General features: G+C 65.9%; 21 protein-coding genes and 1 pseudogene. 10 read left to right on the top strand and 12 right to left on the bottom strand.

Annotation, left to right across the window (positions count from 1 at the left end):
• The first annotated feature begins 7 nt into the window (after positions 1–7).
• From AAHB17_RS09595 to AAHB17_RS09620, 6 genes are all read left to right on the top strand, one after another.
• Positions 8–1096 carry an ABC transporter permease gene (locus AAHB17_RS09595; RefSeq protein WP_342130323.1) on the top strand — a complete coding sequence of 363 codons (1089 nt, stop codon included), beginning with the start codon at positions 8–10 and terminating at the stop codon, positions 1094–1096.
• Positions 1097–1222: 126 nt separating this feature from the next.
• Entirely contained in the window at positions 1223–2143 is a 921-nt protein-coding gene (locus AAHB17_RS09600) for an ABC transporter permease (RefSeq protein WP_342130324.1), read from the top strand.
• A 9-nt stretch (positions 2144–2152) separates the two neighbouring features.
• Complete coding sequence (gene biuH, locus AAHB17_RS09605; protein WP_342130325.1) at positions 2153–2851, top strand: biuret amidohydrolase; 699 nt, start codon at positions 2153–2155, stop codon at positions 2849–2851.
• Positions 2848–4416, top strand: a complete 1569-nt coding sequence (locus AAHB17_RS09610) for an ABC transporter ATP-binding protein (RefSeq protein ID WP_342130326.1) — start codon at positions 2848–2850, stop codon at positions 4414–4416. Before biuH ends, AAHB17_RS09610 begins: the two co-directional genes overlap by 4 nt.
• A gap of 22 nt (positions 4417–4438) precedes the next feature.
• Positions 4439–5131: a cysteine hydrolase family protein gene (locus tag AAHB17_RS09615; RefSeq protein ID WP_342130327.1), complete on the top strand. Its 693-nt coding sequence runs from the start codon at positions 4439–4441 to the stop codon at positions 5129–5131.
• A gap of 17 nt (positions 5132–5148) precedes the next feature.
• Positions 5149–5862 carry a GntR family transcriptional regulator gene (locus AAHB17_RS09620; RefSeq protein WP_446719579.1) on the top strand — a complete coding sequence of 238 codons (714 nt, stop codon included), beginning with the start codon at positions 5149–5151 and terminating at the stop codon, positions 5860–5862.
• 14 nt (positions 5863–5876) lie between these two features.
• On the opposite strand, the gene AAHB17_RS09625 is transcribed toward AAHB17_RS09620, so the two are convergent.
• Positions 5877–7298: an FAD-binding oxidoreductase gene (locus tag AAHB17_RS09625; protein ID WP_342130328.1), complete on the bottom strand. Its 1422-nt coding sequence runs from the start codon at positions 7296–7298 to the stop codon at positions 5877–5879.
• 93 nt (positions 7299–7391) lie between these two features.
• Positions 7392–8333 (bottom strand): carbon-nitrogen hydrolase family protein, encoded by a 942-nt coding sequence (locus AAHB17_RS09630; RefSeq protein ID WP_342130329.1) that lies wholly within the window; start codon positions 8331–8333, stop codon positions 7392–7394.
• A 104-nt stretch (positions 8334–8437) separates the two neighbouring features.
• Here AAHB17_RS09630 and AAHB17_RS09635 point away from each other — a divergent pair, with 104 nt between their 5' ends.
• Positions 8438–9145 carry a helix-turn-helix domain-containing protein gene (locus AAHB17_RS09635; RefSeq protein ID WP_342130330.1) on the top strand — a complete coding sequence of 236 codons (708 nt, stop codon included), beginning with the start codon at positions 8438–8440 and terminating at the stop codon, positions 9143–9145.
• A 6-nt stretch (positions 9146–9151) separates the two neighbouring features.
• Here AAHB17_RS09635 and AAHB17_RS09640 read toward each other — a convergent pair whose 3' ends face one another.
• The 5 genes from AAHB17_RS09640 to AAHB17_RS09660 form a co-directional block, all read right to left on the bottom strand.
• A complete protein-coding gene (locus AAHB17_RS09640) occupies positions 9152–9904 on the bottom strand; it encodes an SDR family NAD(P)-dependent oxidoreductase (RefSeq protein WP_342130331.1) in 753 nt (250 codons plus the stop codon).
• 11 nt (positions 9905–9915) lie between these two features.
• Positions 9916–10899, bottom strand: a complete 984-nt coding sequence (locus AAHB17_RS09645) for a Bug family tripartite tricarboxylate transporter substrate binding protein (protein ID WP_342130332.1) — start codon at positions 10897–10899, stop codon at positions 9916–9918.
• Positions 10900–11095: 196 nt separating this feature from the next.
• Complete coding sequence (locus AAHB17_RS09650; RefSeq protein WP_342130333.1) at positions 11096–11482, bottom strand: nuclear transport factor 2 family protein; 387 nt, start codon at positions 11480–11482, stop codon at positions 11096–11098.
• Positions 11483–11533: 51 nt separating this feature from the next.
• On the bottom strand, positions 11534–12682 hold the full coding sequence (locus tag AAHB17_RS09655) for an acyl-CoA dehydrogenase family protein (protein WP_342130334.1): 1149 nt from the start codon (positions 12680–12682) through the stop codon (positions 11534–11536).
• Positions 12683–12726: 44 nt separating this feature from the next.
• On the bottom strand, positions 12727–14286 hold the full coding sequence (locus AAHB17_RS09660; RefSeq protein WP_342130335.1) for an AMP-binding protein: 1560 nt from the start codon (positions 14284–14286) through the stop codon (positions 12727–12729).
• 137 nt (positions 14287–14423) lie between these two features.
• Here AAHB17_RS09660 and AAHB17_RS09665 point away from each other — a divergent pair, with 137 nt between their 5' ends.
• Positions 14424–15365, top strand: coding sequence for a LysR family transcriptional regulator (locus AAHB17_RS09665; RefSeq protein ID WP_342130336.1), 942 nt, complete (start codon positions 14424–14426; stop codon positions 15363–15365).
• 374 nt (positions 15366–15739) lie between these two features.
• Here the strand turns inward: AAHB17_RS09665 and AAHB17_RS09670 are convergent, their stop codons facing one another.
• Genes AAHB17_RS09670 through AAHB17_RS09685 form a run of 4 tightly spaced genes read right to left on the bottom strand, consistent with a single transcriptional unit; the run spans position 15740 to position 19432 of the window.
• Positions 15740–16840 carry a CaiB/BaiF CoA transferase family protein gene (locus AAHB17_RS09670; protein ID WP_342130337.1) on the bottom strand — a complete coding sequence of 367 codons (1101 nt, stop codon included), beginning with the start codon at positions 16838–16840 and terminating at the stop codon, positions 15740–15742.
• Between the two features lie 20 nt (positions 16841–16860).
• On the bottom strand, positions 16861–17649 hold the full coding sequence (locus AAHB17_RS09675; RefSeq protein WP_342130338.1) for an enoyl-CoA hydratase/isomerase family protein: 789 nt from the start codon (positions 17647–17649) through the stop codon (positions 16861–16863).
• Between the two features lie 11 nt (positions 17650–17660).
• Entirely contained in the window at positions 17661–18830 is a 1170-nt protein-coding gene (locus AAHB17_RS09680; protein ID WP_342130339.1) for an alpha/beta hydrolase, read from the bottom strand.
• 20 nt (positions 18831–18850) lie between these two features.
• Positions 18851–19432 carry a VOC family protein gene (locus AAHB17_RS09685; RefSeq protein ID WP_342130340.1) on the bottom strand — a complete coding sequence of 194 codons (582 nt, stop codon included), beginning with the start codon at positions 19430–19432 and terminating at the stop codon, positions 18851–18853.
• Positions 19433–19819: 387 nt separating this feature from the next.
• Between AAHB17_RS09685 and AAHB17_RS09690 the strand changes: the two genes are divergently transcribed.
• Positions 19820–20392 carry an NADPH-dependent FMN reductase gene (locus AAHB17_RS09690; protein WP_342130341.1) on the top strand — a complete coding sequence of 191 codons (573 nt, stop codon included), beginning with the start codon at positions 19820–19822 and terminating at the stop codon, positions 20390–20392.
• Between the two features lie 25 nt (positions 20393–20417).
• Here AAHB17_RS09690 and AAHB17_RS09695 read toward each other — a convergent pair whose 3' ends face one another.
• Positions 20418–20582, bottom strand: coding sequence for a hypothetical protein (locus tag AAHB17_RS09695; protein WP_342130342.1), 165 nt, complete (start codon positions 20580–20582; stop codon positions 20418–20420).
• A 90-nt stretch (positions 20583–20672) separates the two neighbouring features.
• Between AAHB17_RS09695 and AAHB17_RS09700 the strand changes: the two are divergent.
• A pseudogene (locus AAHB17_RS09700) lies at positions 20673–21099 on the top strand (hypothetical protein); the annotation flags it as partial.
• Between the last annotated feature and the right edge of the window lies 1 nt (position 21100).

Here is a 21100-nt window from a genome sequence, read left to right on the forward strand (position 1 = left end):
TCCGGCCATGAACGACACGCTCAAGTCCATCGCCCTGCCGGTGCTGGCCATCGCGGCAGCACTCTTGCTGTTCGGCGTCTTTGTCTGGTTCGCGGGCGTGAGCCCGGTGGACGTCTGGGTGACCCTGTTCAAGGGCGCCTTTGGCGACTGGTTTTCGTGGCAGAACACCCTGCAGCGCGCTGCTCCCCTGATGCTGACCGCGCTGTGTGTGGCCATACCCGCCCGCGCCGGTCTGGTGGTCATCGGGGCCGAGGGCGCGCTGGTCCTGGGCGGTCTGGCCTGTGCCGCCTTGCCTTATGTGCTGGCGCTGCCGCAGAACGGCCTGGGCACGGCCCTGGTGTGCCTGGCTGGGGCGATGGCCGGCGCGGCGTGGACGGCGATCGCCGGCGCCCTGCGCCGCTACCGCGGCATCAACGAAACCATCTCCAGCCTGCTGCTGGCCTATGTGGCCATCGGCCTGTTCAAGCACGCGGTGGAAGGCCCGCTGCGCGACCCCGCCAGTCTCAACAAGCCCTCCACCCTGCCGCTGGACGACAGCCTGCGCATCGGCGGCATCCTGGGCTCCGACATCCACTGGGGCCTGGCGCTGGGCGTGCTGGCCTGCCTAGTGCTGTGGGTGTGGCTGCGATTCACGGCCTCGGGCTTCTCGGTCAGCGTGGTCGGCGGCAACCTGCGGGCGGCCCAGCTGGTGGGCCTGCCGGCCTCGCGCCTGGTGCTGCTGGCCTGTGGCCTGGGCGGCGCCGCGGCCGGCTTGGGCGGCGCGGTGGAGGTGGCGGCGGTGCACACCAGCGCCAACGCTTCCCTCATCGCCGGCTACGGCTACGCCGGCATCCTGGTGTCCTTCATGGCCCGCCACAACCCCGTCGCCATCATCCCGGTGGCCATCCTGTTTGGCGGCTTCGGCGCGGCGGGCAGCCTGCTGCAGCGCCGCCTGGGCCTGCCCGACGCCTCGGTGCTGGTGCTGCAGGGACTGGCCTTCGTGCTCATTCTCGCCAGCGAGGCCTTGCGCGAACGCGACTGGAACTGGCGCGTCCTGCTCTTGCCACGCCGCGAGCCGAGCGCAGCACAGCTGAGCATGGGAGACAAGATCGCATGAGCGCCGCGCCGGGCCGCCCCAAGCAAGCTCGCACCGCAGTGCGCAGCACGAAGGTACTCCTATGAGCGCCGCGCCGGTCCGCCCCAAGCAAGCTCGCACCGCGGTGCGCAGCACGAAGGTACGCCTATGACCCCCGACGAACTCCTGACCCTGCTGGCCGGCATCCTCGGGGGCGCCCTGCGTGTGGGCGTGCCTTTCCTGTTCGTGAGCCTGGGCGAGTGCCTGACGGAGAAGTCCGGCCGCATCAACCTGGGCCTGGAAGGTGTGCTGGTGCTGTCGGCCATGGCAGCCTTTGGTGGCGCCTACCTCAGCGGCTCGCCCTGGGTGGGCGTGGCGGCGGGGGCCCTGGCCGGCGCGCTGCTGGCCACGCTGCACGGCCTGCTGTGCTCGCTGGAGCGGGTCAACGACGTGGCCACCGGCATCGCCCTGATGCTGCTGGGCACCGGCCTGGCCTTCTACCTGGGCAAACCGCTGATCCAGCCGCAGGCGCCACAGATTCCGGCCTTGCCGCTGGGCGCATGGAGCGATTCGCCCGCGCTGCAGACCGCCTTGCAGGTCAATGCCCTGCTGCCGCTGGGCGTGCTGCTGGCGCTGGGCCTGCACCTCGCCCTGCAGCGCAGCCGCGCAGGCCTGCTGGTGCGCCTGGCCGGTGACTCGGCCCTGGCCACCCGCGCCCTGGGCCACTCGGTCAACGGCATACGCATCGCCGCCACCGCGGCCGGCGGCCTGATCGCCGGCCTCGGCGGGGCGTCGCTGACCCTGTTCTATCCGGGCAGCTGGAACGAAGGCATCTCCAGCGGCCAGGGCCTGATCGCGGTCGCGCTGGTGATCTTCGCCCGCTGGAGTCCGTTGCGCTGTGTCGGCGCGGCGCTGCTGTTCGGCGGCGCGGGCGCCATCGGTCCGGCCCTGCAGAGCGTGGGCATAGGCTGGGGCTACCACCTGTTCAACACCTTGCCCTACGCGCTCACGCTGCTCATCCTGGTGTTCACCTGCCGCCCGGGCGAGATCGCCAAGGGCAGTCCGACCGAACTGTCGTCCGCCCGCTGAAGGCCCACCATGCCCACCACCGTCAACGCCCAACCCTATGCCTGGCCCTGGAACGGCGATCTGCGGCCCGACAACACGGCGCTGCTGGTGATCGACATGCAGACCGACTTCTGCGGCGTCGGCGGCTACGTCGACAGCATGGGCTACGACATCTCGCTCACGCGCGCGCCCATCGCGCCGCTGCGCACCCTCATGGCCCGCCTGCGCGCGCTGGGCTACCCGGTCATGCACACCCGCGAAGGCCACCGGCCCGACCTGTCGGACCTGCCCGCCAACAAACGCTGGCGCTCGCAGCAGATCGGCCGGGGCGGCGTGGGCATCGGCGACGCCGGCCCCTGTGGCCGCATCCTGGTGCGCGGCGAGCCGGGCTGGGACATCATTCCCGAACTCGCGCCGCTGCCGGGCGAGGTGGTGATCGACAAGCCGGGCAAGGGCAGTTTCTGCGCCACCGACCTGGAGCTGATCCTGAACCTGCGTGGCATACGCAACCTGGTGCTGGCCGGCATCACCACCGACGTCTGTGTGCACACGACCATGCGCGAGGCCAACGATCGAGGCTTCGAATGCCTGCTGCTGTCCGACTGCACGGCCGCCACCGACGCCGGCAACCACGCCGCCGCGCTCAAGATGATCACCATGCAGGGCGGTGTGTTCGGCGCCCACGCCACCTCGGCACAGCTGCTGGCCACGCTGGAGGCCTGCGCATGATCGCCCCGGTCGAACCCCACGCGCCGCCCACCGGCGCCATGGCGCTGGAAACCTTTGAGCTGACCAAGGTGTTCGGCGACTTCACCGCGCTGGACGCCGTGAGCCTGCGGGTGGAGCCGGGCTCGGTGCACGCGCTGCTGGGCGAGAACGGCGCCGGCAAAAGCACCCTGGTCAAGTGTGTGGCCGGCTACCAGGCCGCCGACGGCGGCAGTGTCATGATCGACGGCCGCGAGCAGGCCATCCCCAACCCCACGGTGGCGCGGACCCTGGGCATCGGCATGGTCTACCAGCACTTCACCCTGGCACCCGGCATGACCGTGGCCGAGAACCTGCTGCTGGCCCGTGGCGACCTGCCGGCCTGGGTGGACTGGGGACGCGAGCGCGCCCAGCTCGCCCGCTTCCTCGAGACCACGCCCTTCCGGCTCGACCTCGACGCCCGCCCGGCCGAGCTGGCCGCGGGCGAAAAGCAGAAGCTCGAACTGCTCAAACAGCTCTACCTCCAACCCCGCCTGCTGATCCTGGACGAACCCACCTCGGTGCTGACGCCGCAGGAGGCCGACGAGGTGCTGGGCCATGTTCGCGACATCGCGCGCGCCGGCCAATGCTCGGTGCTCATCATCACCCACAAGTTCCGCGAGGTCACGGCCTTCGCCGACGCCGTCACCGTGCTGCGCCGGGGCAGGGCGGTGCACCATGGCCGGGTGTGTGACACCAGCCCGCAGCAGCTGGCACAGCGCATGATGGGCGAAACCGCCACCGGTGCCGCCCCCATGGAGGACACACCGGCCGCGCCGCGCCGCGCCGTGGCTGACGAGACCACGCCCCACCTGATGGTGAAGGGCCTGAGCGCCATGGGCGACCGCGGCACGCTGGCCCTGCACGGCATCGACCTGGCGGTGCGCGGCGGCGAGATCCTCGGCGTGGCCGGCGTCTCCGGCAACGGCCAGCGCGAACTGGTCGAAGCCCTGGTGGGCCAACGCCGCCGCCTGGGCGGCGAGGTGCGGGTGAAGGGCCAGCCCTACCACGCCACGCGGCGAGACAACGCCCGCCTGCAGGTGCGCAGCCTGCCCGAGGAGCCGCTGCGCAACGCCTGCGTGGCCGATCTCAGCGTGGCGCAGAACATGGCGCTGCGCGACTTCGACCGGCCACCCCTCTCCGTCGCTGGCTGGTTGCGGTCTCGCCAATGGCGCCAGCGCGCCCGCGCCTGGATAACCGAATACGGCATCAAGACCCGGGGCGAGCAGGCCCCCATCCGCAGCCTCTCGGGCGGCAATGTGCAGCGTGCCGTGCTGGCGCGCGAGCTGGCCGGCGACATCCAGGTGCTGATCGCCGCCAACCCGGTGTTTGGCCTGGATTTCGCCGCCGTGGCCGAAATCCACCGCCGACTGCTGCGGGTGCGCGAGCAGGGCGGCGCCGTGCTGCTGGTCAGCGAAGACCTGGACGAGCTGCTGGAGCTGGCCGACCGCATCGTGGTCATGAGCGAAGGCCGGGTGGTGTTCGAGACCGACGCGGCCGGCGCCAGCCGCCAGACCATAGGCGCCCACATGGGTGGCGGCCACCACTGAACCCCGAACCCACGAGAACACCATGCCCCTTGCGATCGCTGCCCGGCCCTTCGGTTTCAAACTCGACCTGGCGCACGCCGCCCTGGTCATCATCGACATGCAACGCGACTTCGTGGAACCCGGGGGCTTTGGCGAGAGCCTGGGCAACGACGTGTCGCGGCTGCAGGCCATCGTGCCGGCCTGTGTGGCGGTGCTGCAGGCCTGGCGGGCCCTTGGCGCGCTGGTGGTGCACACCCGCGAGGCCCACGCGCCCGACCTCAGCGACTGCCCGCGCGCCAAACGCGAGCGGGGGCACCCCAGCCTGCGCATCGGCGACCTCGGCCCCATGGGCCGCATCCTGGTGGCCGGCGAGCCGGGCAACCAGATCATCCCCGTGCTCGCGCCCATCGCCGGTGAAATCGAAATCGACAAGCCCGGCAAGGGCGCCTTCTACGCCACGCCGCTGCACGAGCTGCTGCGCTCGCAGGGCATCACCCAGCTGGTGTTCATGGGCGTGACCACCGAGGTGTGCGTGCAGACCAGCATGCGCGAAGCCAACGACCGGGGCTACGAGGGCCTGCTGCTGGAAGACTGCACCGAAAGCTACATCCCGGGCTTCAAGCAGGCCACGCTGGACATGGTGACGGCACAAGGCGGCATCGTCGGCTGGGTCTGCCCCAGCCCCGTGCTGCTGGCTGAAATGAAGGCGCCGGCGCGTGCCGCCCTGGCGCGCTGACCGGCTACCATTTGCCTGTGCAAATCTCCACCCCCACCCAGCGCCTGCCCAAGTCCGGCGCGCCCCGCCAGTCCCGTTCGGACGAGGTCTACGCCCAGCTCAAGTCCGACATCGCCAGCTTTCGTCTGGTGCCAGGCGACCGTTTCACCGAAAGCGAACTCAGCGAACGCCTGGGCGTCTCGCGCACGCCGGTGCGCCAAGCCCTGGTGCGGCTGCAGCAGGAGGGTTTTGTCGAGGTCTTCTTCCGCAGCGGCTGGCGCGTGCTGCCCTTCGACTTCGAGCGTTTCGAGCAGCTCTACGATCTGCGCATGGTGCTGGAGACCACCGCCGTGCACCGCCTGTGCACCGAAGCCGACAAGATCGACGCCCCCTTGCTCGACGAGCTGGCCGCGATCTGGCTGGTGCCGGTGGCCGCCCGCAGCCAGGACGCCTTGCGGGTCGCCCAATGGGACGAGGCCTTTCATTGCGCCCTGGTGGCGGCCGCCGGCAACGCCGAGATGGCACGCGTGCACCGCGACGTGACCGACCGCATCCGCATCATCCGCCGGCTGGATTTCACCCAGCAGCCGCGCATCGACGCCACCTACGACGAACACGCCAAGATCCTCAAGGCCATCCAGCGCAAACGGGCGGACCAGGCCACGCTGCTGCTGCGCACCCACATCCAGACCAGCCAGGCCGAGGTGCGCAAGATCACGCTGCACCAGATGCACCTGGCCCGCGCACGCTAGGGAAGCCGGCCGCGTCAGCCCGTGACGCTTTTGGTGTGGGAGAAGACGTTGTCGGGGTCGTACTTGCGCTTGAGCGCCGCGAGCCGGTCCAGGTTGGAGCGGCCGTACGCGGCCTCGATGCGGTCCTGCCCCTCGTCCTCGGTCTGGAAGTTGATGTAGGCCCCGCCGGTCGAGCACGGGCGTGTCGCCTCGAAGCAGTCGCGCGCCCACTGGATGTTGATCGCGTCGTCGGCCGGCTTTTCCCAGGAGCCCGCTATGTTCAGCACATAGGCCGCGTCGCGATTTCCCGCCGGCGAATGTCCAGCAGGCAGCTCGCCCAGCGCACCTTGGATCTGGAACAGGAGGATGGCCGAATGGGGCGACCGGATCCTGCCCGCGTGCGTCACGGCCAGATCCATGGTCTGGCGGTCGATGCCTGGCAGGTAGTGTGACTTCCAGTAGTAGCGCCGGCCCTTGGGCTGGGTGGCATCCAGCAGGCTTTGCATCTGTGTGTAGGGCCGACGGCCGATGGTGTCGGCCACCGGCCGGCCGAAACCCCGCAGTGGCGCGAGAAGGGCTTCACCGTCTTCGATCTTGCCGGCGTGGCAGACGAAGAGGGCGATGATCGGTTCACCATGCACTTCCTTCGGAAGCCAGGGCGCTGGCGGCGCGCGCCGCAGCACCGCCACGCTGGTCAAATCGAGTGGGGCCCCGGCGCTGAACGAACGGTAGGCCTCAAGGACCTCATGGGCGTCGGTGCCGCGCCAGGCGATCGCGCCACCCAGGATGTCGGGGCCCACGGGAAAGAGCCTGTACTCAAAGGACGTGACGATGCCGAAATTGCCACCGCCACCCCGCAACGCCCAGAACAGGTCCTCGTTCTCGTCCGCAGCCACGCGCAAGACCTGGCCATCGGCGGTGACCACGTCCATCGAGACCAGGTTGTCGCAGGTCCAGCCATGGCGTCGCGTGAGGTAGCCAAATCCGCCACCAACGGTGAGCCCCGCGATGCCGGTCGCAGACACAAAGCCCAACACGGCGGCAAGTCCATGCAACTGGGTCTCTCGGTCCACGTCGCCCAGCGTGCAGCCGGCCTGCGCGCGCGCCGTTCGGCCCACCGGGTCGACCCAGACACCCCGCAGCAGCGACATGTCGATCATCAGGCCACCTTCGCAGACCGCCAGCCCGGCGATGTTGTGGCCGCCGCCCCGCACGGAGCTGAGCAGCCCATGCTGGCGTGCGAACCTGACGGCCTGCACGACATCCACCGTGCCGGTGCAGCGGGCCACCAGCCCAGGGCGGCGATCGATCATCGCGTTCCAGACCTGGCGCGACACCTCGTATTCCGCATCGTCCGCGGTCAGCACAGCACCTTTGAACGTGGCCTTGAACGACTGCAGGTCCTCCGGCGACAGGTCCACGGTTCCGCCGTCCAGGCGCGCGAGCTTGAGTGTCATGGGTCACCTCCAAGAAACGTGATGGAAAACAAGGCCTTGCCGGCAGTTGCCAACGCCAGCCTGGCGCGCAACGTTCAGATCATGAACAGGCTCTCAGGCGTCAACGTAGCGAACAGGCGCCACCGGCGTGCGGCGGACCTGCAACTCGAAGATGTCCGGGCGCGCGTAGTGCCCGGTGACGTCGAGCGTCCGGCGTGAAGGCGCCACGCGCGCGATGTCGATCTCCGCATACAGCACGCCGGTCTCGCGGCGCATGGGCCCCGCGACGGTCTTTCCCGTGGGGTCGATCACCACCGAATCGCCGTCGTTGACCCACTCCTGCGGATCGGGGAACAATGCCTCGCGGGCCGGGAAGTCCTGTGGAATGTCGCTGGCGCGCAGCGCCGTGCCACTGCCGAGCACCCAGCAACGACCTTCGAGCGCGATATGGCGCATCGTGCCGATCCAGGCGTCGCCGCTGTCGTAAGTGGGTGCCACGTAGACCTCCACCCCCTGGGCATAGAGCGCATAACGTGCCAGTGGCATGTAGTTCTCCCAGCAAATGAGGCCGCCGATCCTGCCCACGGGCGAGTCGACCACACGCAAGCCGGACGCATCACCCAGGCCATGGACCATGCGCTCGGGGTTGGTGGGCATCAGCTTGCGGTGCCGGTTCAACAACACGCCATCGGCACCGATGGTGACGACGGTGTTGTAGAGCGTTCCACCGCCATGGTCCAGGTCCCGTTCGTTGATGCCACAGACGATCGTCACCTTGTGGACGCGCGCGGCTTCATACAGTTCCGTCAGGTCACCGCGCCCGACATCGATTGCGTTGGCAAGCAAGCGTGCGTGCAGTTGCCCCAGGATGGCGCCGTCCCGTCCGGCCGCCAGACGCCAGATCCAGGACGGGTAGCCTGGAATGAAGGACTCGGGAAATACGATCAAGGATGCCCCTGACGCTGCCGCTTCGGCCACCCATGACACGGCCCGTTCGATGGTGGCGGCACGGTCGAGCAACACCGGAGGGTGCTGAATGATGGCGATCGTCGTCATGGTGTCCTTCTTGGGCAGGGGTTGCCCGACAGGGACAGTGTGCGCGTGACACGGTGCGCTGACCAGTCCAGAATCTGAAGCGTTTGCGTTCTGGAGACCACGCGATGGAAAACACCTACGGTCAGTTCTGCACCGTGGCCAGGGGGGCCGAGGTCTTGTGCGAGCGATGGACCCCGTTGGTGGTGCGCGAGCTGCTGTGCGGGAGCAAACGCTTCAACGACCTGCATCGCGGCGTGCCGCGCATGTCCACCAGCCTGCTGGCGCAGCGGCTGCACCGCCTAGAGGAATTTGGTGTCGTGCGCCGCGACGCGGTCGGCAAGGTCTGGGAATATCGACTCACCGAGGCGGGAGAAGAACTTCGGCCCATCGTCATGGCCATTGGCCACTGGGGCGCGCGGTGGATTGGCAGCCGCCTGCGCGACGATGAGCTGGATGCGGGCCTGCTCATGTGGGACATGCGCCGTTTCGCGTGCCTGCCGGCGTTTCCGCCCAGGGCCGTGGTCATCCATTTTCAGTTCCGCGACGCGAGGGAGCGCGAACGCGCGTGGTGGCTTGTCGTGGAAGACGGGGTGGCCGACCTGTGCCGCGACGACCCAGGCCGCGAGCTGACGCTGGTGGTGGACGCCTCGGTCCGCGCCTTGACCGAAGTGTGGACAGGTGACCGCACGCCTGAGCAGGCGCTCGCATCGCGTGAGATCCGGGTAGACGGGGCCAAGCGCGACGCCGCCGACCTGTGGCGGTGGCTGGGCACCAGCGTGTTCGCCCCGACACGCCGAGCCGCCGGGCAAACGCCCTCGGCAGCCCATTCTTGACACCCGTCAGGACTTGCCGGCAGCGTAGCCGCCGTCCACCACCAGATCAGACCCGGTGATGAAACTGGCTTCGTCGCTGGCCAGGAAAATCACCGCATTCGCCACCTCTTCGGGTCGGCCGAACCGGCCCAGCGGGTGCAGTTCCACGAGCTTCTGGCGCACCTTGGCTGGAAGTTTGGCCAGGATGGGCGTGTCGGTGTAGCCAGGGCTGACGGTGTTGACCCGCACGCCGTGGGGGGCGGCTTCGAGCGCCAAGGTGCGGGTCAGGTTGAGCACCGCGCCTTTGGACGCACTGTACGCCGAGCCATTGGTTTGACCGAATCGCCCCAAAATCGATGCGCAGTTGATGATGTTGCCCGAACCTTGCCGGTACATCTGGCGCAGCGCGGCCCTCGCCAGTCGGAAAACACCATGAAGATTGACGTCCAACACGCGCCGAAAGTCGTCATCACACGCGCTCTCCGCGCTGCCGTAGCCACCGATGCCGGCATTCGAAAACACCACATCCAGCCGCCCGAAGCGGGCCACCGTCTGCTCCACCAGCAGATCGACCTGTGCCGTCGATGTCACGTCCACGGGCAAGAACACACAGCTTCCATGGGGCAAGCCATCCAGTTTGGCGGTCCGCTCGGCTCCGTCGCTGGTGGGCAGGTCGGCCAGAACCACCTGCGCGCCTTCGCGCAGCGCATGTCTGGCCGTTTCCAAGCCAATACCGCCGGCGCCGCCGGTGACGATCATCACCTTCGATTTCAATCGCATCGCTCAGACACTCACTGAGGCACCACGCCCATGCTGCGCAGCAAGTCGTTGGTCATGGTGAACTCGATGGCAATGTCACGCGCGAATTCACTGGGTCCCTTCAGGGCGGCACGCGCGCCGCCAATACCGGTCGCCAGAAACTTTTCATACTCGGGCGTTCGGCAGACCTCGGTGAGCGTGTCGACCCAACGTTTTTGAAGCTCGGGAGGAAGGCCCTTGGGCGCCACCAGACCGACCCAGAACATCAACTGGAGAAATGGCGACGTGATGCCTTGCTCCTTGTACGTCGGCACATCTGGGACAACGCTGTTGCGCATCGATCCCTGGATAGCCAGCGGATAAATGGTGCCCTGCTGCACGTACTGGGTCACGAGCGACGGCGGTCCGACCGTGATGTTCACGGTGTTGCCCACGATGTCCTGCAGCACCGGCGCCATGCCCTTGTAGGGAACGTGGAGGAATGACACACCCGCATACTGCTCCAGTGCCACCATGATCTGGTGCACGGTGGTGCCGGTTCCCCAGGAGCCGAAGGTGATTTGCCCGGGATTGGCCTTGGCTGCCTGGATCAGTTCCTGCATGTTCTTCACACCCAGCTTGCGGCTGGAGAACAGCACGGTCTGCGCCTCCATCACTTGGAACAGTGGGGTGAGGTCCTTGCGGACGTCGTACCCCGGGTTCTTGACCAGGGACGCGACACTGATCACGGAGTCGGCGATCGCGACGCCCAGGGTGTAGCCATCCGGGGCGGCGCGCGCCACTTCGGCCGTCCCGATTGCCCCGTTGGCGCCGGCCTTGTTCTCCACGATGACCGGTTGCCCTAGGCGCGGCGCCAGCAATTCAGCGAGCTTGCGGGCAATGATGTCGGTCGTTCCCCCTGCCGGGAATGGATTGATCAGGCGAATGGGTCGGTTCGGGTAGCTTTGTGACCAGGCTTTCGTCCCCACGACGGGCAAGGCGGCCATGCCGGCCTGGATGAGTGTTCTTCTTTTCACGCGTGTCTCCTGTTGAATGGTTATGCATTGAAATCCGTTGCGACCCCAAGTGCTGCGTCTGCACCCTCGCCACCAGCGCCACGGAGTATTCCGATCGGGCACCAGCTTGGCTAATGTCGGTACGGCGCAGGGCTATGCAGTCAGGCTATGACCTCAGTTGCCGGTCGCCAGCGCCGCGACCGCGAAGGGGCCAGGGTCACGACCCGGCACCCGCGTACAAGGCGGTTCGGTGGGCGGAATCCAGGTATTCGAAGATGCGGTGGATGCGCCCAGCCAGGGTCTGTGCGACCAGACAGGCGGGGATGCGCACGCTGCGATCGCCCACCTGGACCACCAGCACGTGGCGCTGAACAAAACCACCGTCATACGTGATCCGCTCGACTTCGGTGTAGCGAAGACTGGTGGCGAATCGACACAAACGGCCGAGCAAGGCGACGTTGTCGTCCACGCTCTGGGCGTGATCGTCGAAGTTGTGCCAGACCGTGGTGTCGTCGTGGTAGCAGGCGCGCAGGCCTGCCAGGTCCTTGGCTTCGATGGCCTGGAAGAAGCGGTCAGCGAGGGTGTTGATGTCTGTCGTGTTCATGCTTGGCGTTTTCCGCGGTGGTGATGCCAGGGGATGCGAGCGCCCGTTGACTCAGATCGCTCGCGAGATGACTTCTTTCATGATCTCGTTGGTGCCGCCAAAAATGCGCTGGATGCGCGCATCGGTGTACATGCGAGCCACCAGGTATTCGTTCATGTAGCCATAGCCACCGAAGAGCTGGACACATTCGTCGACGACCCGTCCCTGGGCCTCAGACGCCCACAGCTTGGCCATGGAGGCCGTCACCGTGTCGAGTTCGCCCCGGAGTTGCTGAGCGATACATTGGTCGATGAAGGCCCGCCCGACCTGGATCTGGGTGGCGATTTCCGCCAACTTGAACTTGGTGTTCTGGAACTCGGCTATGGCGCGACCGAACGCCTTTCGATCTCGAACGTGGGCAACGGTGGACGCATAGGCGCCCTCCATGCAGGCCAACGCGGTCACGCCGATGAACAGCCGTTCGTAGGGCAAATCGGACATCATCTGATAGAAGCCCTGGCCCTCGACACCCCCCAGCAGGCGATCCCGTGGAACCTGGACATCGTCAAAGAACAGCTCGGACGTGTCCTGCGCTTTCAGCCCCATCTTGTCCAAGACCCGACCCACCCGAAAACCGGCCAGGTCTTTCGTCTCCACAATGAGAATCGACGTGCCTCGGGACCTCTGCCCGGGATCCGTTTTGACCACCAGCATGATCAAGCCGGCTAGAAACCCGTTGCTGATGAATGTTTTTGCCCCGTTGACGACATAGTGGTCGCCGCTCAGCTCGGCGCGTGTGCGCATGCCCTGCAAATCTGAGCCGGCGCCCGGCTCCGTCATGGCAATGGCCCCGACCAGCTCGCCGCTCGCCAGGCGTGGCAAATAGTGGCGCTTCTGTGCCTCGGTTCCGTGGTTGAGCAGGTAGTGCGCGACGATGGAGTGCACCGAGGTGTTCATGCCGGTCAGGCCACGGCGAGCGAGCTCTTCGTGGATCACCGCCTCGTGGCGGAAATCCCCACCGCCCCCCCCATACGCTTCTGGAATGTCGGTGCACAGCAGGCCCAGTTCGCCTGCCTTGCGCCAGACGTCCAGCCCGACGTTCCCCGCCTTGCGCGCGGCTTCATCGTGGCGCTGCACTTCGTTCTCGACAAAACGGGCGACGTTGTCGCGGAAGAGGGCGATGTCTTCATCTGCCCAGGATCGTTTGAATTCGATGGTCATTTCAATCGCTGCTCCAGCGGTTCCAGGAAGGGGGTGGGTTCCGGTCAATTCACCCGGCGGGCACGGTCGCGCCAGTACGGTTCGCGCAAGAGGTGTTTCTGAACCTTGTTGACCCCCGACAGCGGCAAGGGCTCGCGGCGCAGCTCTATGCCCTTGGGGCATTTGAAGCCCGCGATCAGACGGCGGCAGTGCGCGGCCACGGTCTCGACGGTCAGTTCACCGCCCGCCACCGGGACCACGACCGCATGAACCGCCTCGCCCCAGGTGTCGTCAGGCACGCCGAACACCGCCACTTGCGCCACCCCTGGACAGGAGGCAATGGCCTGTTCCACTTCGGAGGAATACACGTTTTCGCCCCCGGTGACGATCATGTCCTTCTTCCGATCCATGACGAACAAGAAGCCGTCGGCGTCCAACCGGCCGATGTCGCCCGTGTGCAGCCAACCGCCGGCCAGGGTCAGCGCGGTCTGCTCATCGTTGTTCAGGTAGCCCTTCATCACCCCGGGGCTGCGCACCACAATCTCGCCCAATTCGCCCAGTGGCACGGGCTGCTCCCTGGCATCGACCACCTGGACCTGCACACCGGCGCTGGCGCGGCCTGCGGATCGCAGGCGTCCCATGTGGTTCCCGTCCAGCGTGTGGTCCTCCGGTTTCAGCGCGGAGATCGTTCCGGTGACTTCAGTTTGTCCATAAATCTGCGTGAACCGTGCCGCCGGCAACTTTTCAACGGCACGGCGCAAGAGCGCTTCGGTGATCGGCGCCGTGCCATAACTCAGATCACGCAGCATGGACAGATCGAGTTCGGCCAGGCGCGGTGAATCGAGCATCCATCCGATGCTCACCGGACTCAGCGCCACGGCGGTGATGCGCTCGTCGTGCAGGCGTTCGAGGCATTGCGCTGCGTCAAAACGTTCCATGAAATGACTGCAACCCATGAGCGACACCAGCGTGAAGGCGGTGGTCATCCCCCCCAGATGGAAGAGTGGCAGGACATGCAGGTAGCGGGTGTCGGCGGACCAACCCAGGTCCACCGCATGCAATGTGATCTGATGCGCCAGATTGGCGTGGGTTGCGACAACCCCCTTTGGCACCCCGGTTGTGCCACCCGTATAAAAGATGCCCATCATGTCGTCAGGCTGCGGATTCGCGTCCGGAATGGGCGCCTGTTCCTTCAGCGCTGCCTCGGCGTCGCGGGCACGCAGCGTGTCGTCTGCGCCCCCCAGGCTCAACAGCCTCAACCCCTGCCCCGACTGTTCGATCGCCTTGGCCACGAAGCCAGACAGGCTTTTGTCGTAGATCAGTGTGCGGACCTCGGCATGGGCCAGTTGCTGCACCACCTCCGGCACGGCCAGCCGCGTGTTGATGGGCACCACCACCGCGCCCAGCCATGGCACGGCCAGCAGGCATTCCATGTAATGGTCGGTGTTCCAGCCCAGCAGGGCGACACGCTCGCCGCGTTGGATCCCCATCTGTTGAAGCGTGGCGGCCAGGCGAGCCACCCTGTCCTTGAGTTGTGACCAGGTCCGCACACGCCCCTGGTGAACGGTGGCGATCCGGTTGGGGCTGATTTGGGCGGCGCGGTGAAGTGCGTTGACGACGTACATGACGGATGGTTGGGGCCGTATTGCTGTTGGGCCCCGATAGCGATGGATGCGCAGGAGTCTGCCCATCGATGCCCCCGGTGTCTAATGCCTAGGCTCGCGCTGGTTATGCTGTTAAGCTATAGCAAAGAGGAGACAAGATGAATCTGCACAACCTGAATCTGGGTGCCATGCTCAACTGCCTTGAGATCGAGCAACACCGATCCATCAACGCCGCCGCCCGCAGTTGTGACATCTCGCAACCCGCTCTGTCGCGCAGCATTCAGACCTTGGAAAGAGAGTTAGGTGTGCCCTTGTTCGAGCGCGCATCCAATGGTGTTGTCCCGACGCCTTATGGCGAAACGCTGCTGCACCATGCGCGCAACGTCCAGAGCGAACTCCAGCGCTGTGTGGCCGACATCCACGAACGCCAACAGACGGGACGCATGAGCATGCGCATCGGCGCCAGCTCTTCCGTGGTGTCGTGGCTGGTGATGCCGACCATCATGGCCACCTACCAGGAACAGGAGCACACCAACATCGGGCTGGTGGAGGCCCCGCCCGACGACCTGATGTCGCGATTGCTTCGTGGCTCCATCGACTTGTCCATCCAGCCACCCGAGGAGAATGTGGACGAGGACGTGCTGGGCGTGCCCCTGGCCGAATCCGAGGTGGGCCTTGTCGTGGGCGCCCATCACCCGCTGGCCAGCCAGTCGACGGTCCGCCCCCGTGACCTGGAGCGATGCCTCTGGTTGTTGCCCACCTGGGCCAGCGCCTGGACGCGGCGCTTTCAACAGGACTTGCTTGCCATGGGACTTGAGCAACCGCAGCGGGTGTTGATGAGCAACTCGTATCAGGCCTTGCGGCAGATGCTGCTGGACGACGATGCACTGGCCATTCTGCCGCTGGAATACGTCGGCGCGGACCTGCGCCAGGGCGGTCTCAAGCGTCTGCCGCTGGACCATCCATTTGCCAAGGTCACCTATTGGGCCTACGTCAAGCGAGGGCGGGCGATGTCTGCCGCATCGATCGCCTTTCGGGACCGCCTGTCGGCCTATGCCACCCAGCAAGGCAAGGCGGCTTCGCGTGTCAGTGAGGCCTAGGGATATGCACAAAACACATATGGATGCCATGTTTTTGACGGCAGGCTTGCCACCTGACAGGCCGCCATCGCTGGGTCAGCCTTCACCGGCTCAGAATACGAGGCGCGTGGGGAGGTCGTTGCGCCACCTGTGCCTGCAAAGCGTTGATGAATGTATGGTTGAGAAGTTGGCTCATGCCTGATGACCTAGGGTGGCCAGGCAACGAAGGGGTTGACCACCCGGAAGGCTCAGGCTCAGGCTCAGGCTCAGGCTCAGGCTCAGGCTCAGGCTCAGGCTCAGGTGCCGCACCCCAACAGGGGGCGTTTCTAGCCTGCGGCCAATGCGCGTGCTGACTGCCCTGGTCCATGGTGCGTTCGCTGATGGTCGCGGGACATTCAACGCCCTGATGGGGCACCGCCTTGAACCCAGTGACTCAGGATATCGCCTGCAGAAGCCACCCGTGCGGACCTGGGCTGCCCGGGAACAGTACGGCTGAATCGGGGCGCTGGCGATGGCTGAACGATCCCCTGGTCCTCGAAGAAGGTCCGCCTGGCCAGGTTGTGGGGATGGCGAGGGGCCTCATCCCAATCCAGTACCGGCGCGAAACAGGCGTCGGTGCCTTCGAGCAAGGCGCACCATTGATCGCGGGTCCGCGTGGCCAGCACTTCGGCCAGCCGCGCTTTCAAAGGGATCCATTGCCCGCGATCCATCTGGGCGTCGAAGGCCGGATCGCTCGCCAGACCACAGTGTTGCCGCAGCTGGGCATAGAACTGGGGTTCGATCGCCCCCACGGCCACATGACGGCCATCTGCACAGGCGTAGGTGTCGTAGAAGAAGGCGCCGCCATCCAGCAGGTTGTCACCCCGCTGGTTGCTCCATTCGCCCGCCGCCTTGAAGCCATACATCATGGCGGACATCAGTGCCGCACCATCGGTCATGGCAACGTCGATGACCTGCCCCTCGCCCGAGCGCCGACTCTCCAGCAAGGCCGCGAGCAGGCCCACGGCCAGCAACATGCCGCCACCACCGAAATCGCCCACGTAATTCAAGGGCGGCACGGGGGGTTCGCCCGCACGCCCCACGGCATGGAGCGCGCCACTGATGGCGATGTAGTTGATGTCGTGACCGGCCGCGTGCGACAGGGGGCCGAACTGCCCCCAGCCCGTCATGCGGCCATAGACCAGGCGGGTTTGACGCGCGAGGCAGTCATCGGGCCCCAGACCCAGCCGTTCCATCACCCCCGGTCGAAAGCCCTCGATCAGCGCGTCGGCATGGGCCACCAGGTCCAACGCGGTGGCCACCCCTTCCGGCTGACGCAAGTCGAGGTGTACCCACTGACGCCCCCTCGAGAGGATGTTCGTGGCATCCGGCGACGAGCCGGGTCGGGCGATGCAGACCACCTCCGCGCCCAGGTCGGCCAACACCATGCCGCAAAAGGGCGCTGGCCCCAAGCCAGCGAACTCCAGCACTTTGAATCCAGTCAAGGGCCCCGTCATGTGTGTCGTCCCGTCTGGTCCTACCGGTAGTTGGGTTGGCGCTTTTCAGCAAATGCTGCCAAGGCCTCGCGGTGGTCGTCGCTGCGAAAGCAGGTCTTTTCCAACGCCAGGCTCAGCTCGAACGCCAGATTGGCGGAGGAGCGAAGCAGGGCGTTGACGGCCAGCTTGGAGCCCTGAATCGCCTGACTGGGCCCGCTCGCCAGCCGCCTTGCCATGGCGATCGCGTGGTCCATGAGTTCCGCAGCGGGCACCAAGTGGTTGATCAGGCCCATGCGGTGTGCCTCTTGCGCCTGGATCGGGTCACCCGTCATGAGGAATTCCTTGGCGCGCGCCGCACCGACCAGCCAAGGCCAGATCATCACGCCGCCGTCGCCCGCGACGACCGCGGCCGCCACGTGGGTGTCGGCGATCACGGCGTGCTCCGAGGCATAGCTCACATCCGCGAACAGGGCCAATGTCGCGCCGAGGCCATAGGCGGGCCCGTTGATTGCAGAGATCAGGGGTTGCGGCATGTCCAGGATGTCACCGATCAGCGTCTTGGCTTCATCGAACAAGTCATCCAGCTGATCCTCGCTGCGGTTGACAAAGGCCTTGAGGTCTCCGCCAGCACAGAATGCACGCCCTGCGCCCGTCAGCACCACCGCACGGATGGAGCGGTCCCGGGCAATCTCCCGAAACAGGCGTGAGAGCTCGGTGTGCAGTTCGAAATGGATCGCGTTGAGGGCCGCTGGACGGTTCAGCGTCACGACCAGGACAGCCTCCCGGCGTTCCAGGGCGATGTGTTGGTAGGTGGTGGGATCGAATGTCATGTCGTCTGCCTTCAAGCCTGGAGGAAACCCTTGCGCACCAGCCACTCGTTGGCCTTGCCCATGGCTTCGCGCAACAGCTCGGGTTGGTCAAAGTAGTAGTGGTTGGCGCCCTTGACCACGTACTTCTCCTTGTCCTTGCTGGCCAAGGCGTCGTACATCATCGTGGTGTGGTGGGGCAGGCAGCCATCGTCGGCACTGTTCTCGATCAGCAGCGCCGGCACCGACAGGCGCGCGGCGCAGAGCACGCCGTCGGCTTGGGACAGGTCGTACGAGAACTGAGACAGCCAGCTGCGCAGGGATGAGTAGCGTCCCAGGCCGGCCGGTGCGTCATTGACCATGCGCGGGTCGCCCATGAAACACACCCCCGGCTTGCGGTCACTGGGCTCGATCGTGGCATCCAGCCAGGCTGGCTCGGCCATGGTCCCATGCACCACAAAACAGTGTTCCCAGTTGTTGCGCCCCTTGCGGCGTGCATCCTCGAGCAGGTTCTGCGCCCAGGCGGTGATGCGGCGATTGCGGGCGATCTGTGCCGCGCGGTAACGCTCGATGAATGCCGCGCTGAAGGGGGCTTGCTCGGGGACTTCAACGCCGTAGAGGTTCAGCGAAGGGTCCCGTTCCAGCGGACGACTTTCGTCCGTGATGGAGGGATCCAGCCATTCGGTGAGCGTCTTGTTGCGGCTGCGATGGGCCGCCAGCAGCATGATGCCGTCGGCCGGTTTCAGCCCGGCGCCAACCAGGTCGACCGGGTCCCCAGCGGGCGTGTGGGTGATGGTGGGGTTCTCGGCCTGCGACTGATAGAACAGCGACAGCGATCCACCGCCAGACCAGCCCGCGAGAACCACATTCTCATAGCCCAGCTTGGCGCGCGCGTAAGCCACAACGGCCCCCAGATCCAACGCCACCTTCTCCATGATCAAGGCCGATTCGTTGCGAGGGTAGCGGCTGTTGGCGCTGATGACGTGAACGCCCGACTTGGCCATGCCGGAAATCATCGGCAGGTACTGCGTTCCCCCGATCGGGTGCATGAAGACCAGCACCGTTTTCGAGGGCCGTTTGACCGGGACCAGGTGATGCACCTCAAGGGCCACCATGTCGTTGCGACCGGCGTAGGTTTCCTTGATGTTGGAGTGGCTGCGTGCGGTGATCAGCAGCGGGCGACGTTCGTACTCGTAGGTCTGCATGGCGGGTGTCGATGTCTCGTTCAGGCGTTGGATGTGAGGACCGCAGCGGCCTGCGCGGGGATCTGGAGGCCACGCTCTTGTTTGAGCGCCCTCATGCGACCGGTCCAGGCCCGCATCTCTTCGGCGGACTTGCGCTTTTCTTCGGTCATGATCTGGTCGTAGTCCGGCGCGCGAACCGTGATTTCGACGTTCAGCCCGTTCGGGTCGTAAAAATAGATGGACTTCACGAAGTGGTGATCGAGCGGCCCGATGCACTCGATGCCATGGGCCACCAAGCGCTGGCGATAGAGCTCCATCCCCGCCATGTCCTCGGTTTCGATGGCGATGTGCACGTTGAAGCCAGAACGCTTCTTGAAATGCTTCTCGGTCGCGGAGTGCGGAGCGTCGAAGAACGCGACAAAGTTGTCATCTCCCATCTGAAAAAAGAGATGCATGTAGGTGAGCGCCGTTCCGGTGTCCGCGACTTCGTCGAACTGCATGGCAGCGGCCAGAGGCAAGCCCAGAATGTCTTCGTAGAAATGGCGCGTCTCTTCCGCGTCGCGGCACCGGAATGCCATGTGGTGGATGTGCTTGAGAGCAGGCAAAGGGCTGCTGGGGGCCATGAAGGTCTCCTTTGGGTTTTGAATGGGCGCATGGGTGCGTCAACCTCGGGGCCATTGTCGTCAGCTGTTTTCACTCGGACTAATGGCTATCGGACATTGGGCTATGCATCCACCACATAAGAGCCACACACAAAGCCACTGCTCCTGCGCCGATGCGCCACCACAACCACCGGTGTCAATGAGTTGGCAGCGCCTCTGCATCGGCGCATGGCTGACCGGCGTCCACAACCCATGCCTGATTCGCATAGCCCTCATCCGTCGCGGCATTAGCCGATCACAGACCTGGTGGGCACACTGCCTGCGCGCCGTGAACAGCCTGGTTCGACGCAACGAGCACCGAACTGGCCTGTCCCTTTCTTCACCGGGACCCCATACCTACCCAACACCATGTGCAAACCACTCCACGTCCTCGGCCTGTCGGGCAGCTTGCGCCGCCACTCCATCCACAACGCGTTGATGCTCAACGCGCAGCGCATGGCCGCGCCCGAGATGCGGGTCGTGATTCATGACCTCAGCGACCTGCCCTTGTTCAACCAGGACCTCGAGACGCCCGCGTTCCCCGACAGCGTCGCGCGCCTGCACCAGGCGGTCGCGCAGGCAGATGCCGTCTTGCTGTGCGTGCCGGAATACAACCACGGTCCCAGCGGGGTGATCAAGAACGCGCTGGACTGGATGTCCCGCCCAGCAGGTCGATCGACCGCCATGGGCAAGCCGGTGGCCATGCTGGGCGCCTCACCTGGCATTGGAAGCACCATCCGCGCCCAGATGTCGTTGCGGCCCACCCTCAACGTCATGGGCATGTTGCCGCTGACCGTCGCCGACTGCGTCATTCCCCACTCCGGGACGGCGTTCGACCCGCAGGGGCGCATCGTCGACCCCAGCGCCGAGGCGGCGCTCGGACGCACCCTGAAGGCATTCCAGGCCTGGATCGTAAGGCTGACGGCCATGGCACCGGCGTGATCCAGGCGGCATGCCGCCTCGGGCCTCAGCCGGCGGGCTGCCGTGTTTTTGCGAGTTGCACCAACCGGTCCCGGAAGGCGATGGTGGCCGGTGACATCGCGCGGCCGCGTTTCACATAGGCGTAATAGGAAGTGCGGCTGAACTGGTGTTGAAGCGGCAGCTTCTTGACCAGTCCGGACGCCAGATCCACGCCCAGTGGCCACCGAATCGCGACACAGGAGCATCTCCCTGAGCAACTGGTACGAATTCGACAGCAGCACCCGATTCGGCTGGTGAATGCCCAGCGCGTCGAGTGCGCTGTGCATCTTCTGCTGCTATCCGGAGGTCCGTCTCCATCGGCCCGGCCACCGGCGAGATCCTGGTGCGCGGACCCAACGTCTTCGTGGGCTACCTCAAACAGCCCGAGAAGACCGCCGAGACCTTCGACGCCGACGGCCGGTTGCACACCGGCGACGTGGGCACGGTGCATGCCGTTCAGCAACTGCGCCTCGCTGACCAAGTCGGCCGAGGCCCAGGAACTGATCCAGGCGGCACTCGACCGCGTCAACAAGAAGTTCGCCCGCGTCGAGCAGATCAAGAAATTCTGGCTGCTGGACACCCAGCTCAGCGCCGCGGACGAGGGACTCACCCCCACCATGAAACTCAAACTCAAACGCAAGCTCATCCAGCAAAAGCACGCCCCTCAGATCGAGACCATGTACCCCTGAC

The sequence above is a fragment of the Hydrogenophaga sp. OTU3427 genome (genome assembly GCF_038440225.1).
Lineage (GTDB): Bacteria > Pseudomonadota > Gammaproteobacteria > Burkholderiales > Burkholderiaceae_C > Hydrogenophaga.

What these genes read in the sequence shown, in the direction of transcription:
- AAHB17_RS09595 (WP_342130323.1), top strand. Translation starts at nt 8, where the DNA reads ATGAACGACACGCTCAAGTCCATCGCCCTGCCGGTGCTGGCCATCGCG.
- AAHB17_RS09600 (WP_342130324.1), top strand. Translation starts at nt 1,223, where the DNA reads ATGACCCCCGACGAACTCCTGACCCTGCTGGCCGGCATCCTCGGGGGC.
- biuH (WP_342130325.1), top strand. Translation starts at nt 2,153, where the DNA reads ATGCCCACCACCGTCAACGCCCAACCCTATGCCTGGCCCTGGAACGGC.
- AAHB17_RS09610 (WP_342130326.1), top strand. Translation starts at nt 2,848, where the DNA reads ATGATCGCCCCGGTCGAACCCCACGCGCCGCCCACCGGCGCCATGGCG.
- AAHB17_RS09615 (WP_342130327.1), top strand. Translation starts at nt 4,439, where the DNA reads ATGCCCCTTGCGATCGCTGCCCGGCCCTTCGGTTTCAAACTCGACCTG.
- AAHB17_RS09625 (WP_342130328.1), bottom strand. Translation starts at nt 7,298, where the DNA reads ATGACACTCAAGCTCGCGCGCCTGGACGGCGGAACCGTGGACCTGTCG.
- AAHB17_RS09630 (WP_342130329.1), bottom strand. Translation starts at nt 8,333, where the DNA reads ATGACGACGATCGCCATCATTCAGCACCCTCCGGTGTTGCTCGACCGT.
- AAHB17_RS09635 (WP_342130330.1), top strand. Translation starts at nt 8,438, where the DNA reads ATGGAAAACACCTACGGTCAGTTCTGCACCGTGGCCAGGGGGGCCGAG.
- AAHB17_RS09640 (WP_342130331.1), bottom strand. Translation starts at nt 9,904, where the DNA reads ATGCGATTGAAATCGAAGGTGATGATCGTCACCGGCGGCGCCGGCGGT.
- AAHB17_RS09650 (WP_342130333.1), bottom strand. Translation starts at nt 11,482, where the DNA reads ATGAACACGACAGACATCAACACCCTCGCTGACCGCTTCTTCCAGGCC.
- AAHB17_RS09655 (WP_342130334.1), bottom strand. Translation starts at nt 12,682, where the DNA reads ATGACCATCGAATTCAAACGATCCTGGGCAGATGAAGACATCGCCCTC.
- AAHB17_RS09660 (WP_342130335.1), bottom strand. Translation starts at nt 14,286, where the DNA reads ATGTACGTCGTCAACGCACTTCACCGCGCCGCCCAAATCAGCCCCAAC.
- AAHB17_RS09665 (WP_342130336.1), top strand. Translation starts at nt 14,424, where the DNA reads ATGAATCTGCACAACCTGAATCTGGGTGCCATGCTCAACTGCCTTGAG.
- AAHB17_RS09670 (WP_342130337.1), bottom strand. Translation starts at nt 16,840, where the DNA reads ATGACGGGGCCCTTGACTGGATTCAAAGTGCTGGAGTTCGCTGGCTTG.
- AAHB17_RS09675 (WP_342130338.1), bottom strand. Translation starts at nt 17,649, where the DNA reads ATGACATTCGATCCCACCACCTACCAACACATCGCCCTGGAACGCCGG.
- AAHB17_RS09680 (WP_342130339.1), bottom strand. Translation starts at nt 18,830, where the DNA reads ATGCAGACCTACGAGTACGAACGTCGCCCGCTGCTGATCACCGCACGC.
- AAHB17_RS09685 (WP_342130340.1), bottom strand. Translation starts at nt 19,432, where the DNA reads ATGGCCCCCAGCAGCCCTTTGCCTGCTCTCAAGCACATCCACCACATG.
- AAHB17_RS09690 (WP_342130341.1), top strand. Translation starts at nt 19,820, where the DNA reads ATGTGCAAACCACTCCACGTCCTCGGCCTGTCGGGCAGCTTGCGCCGC.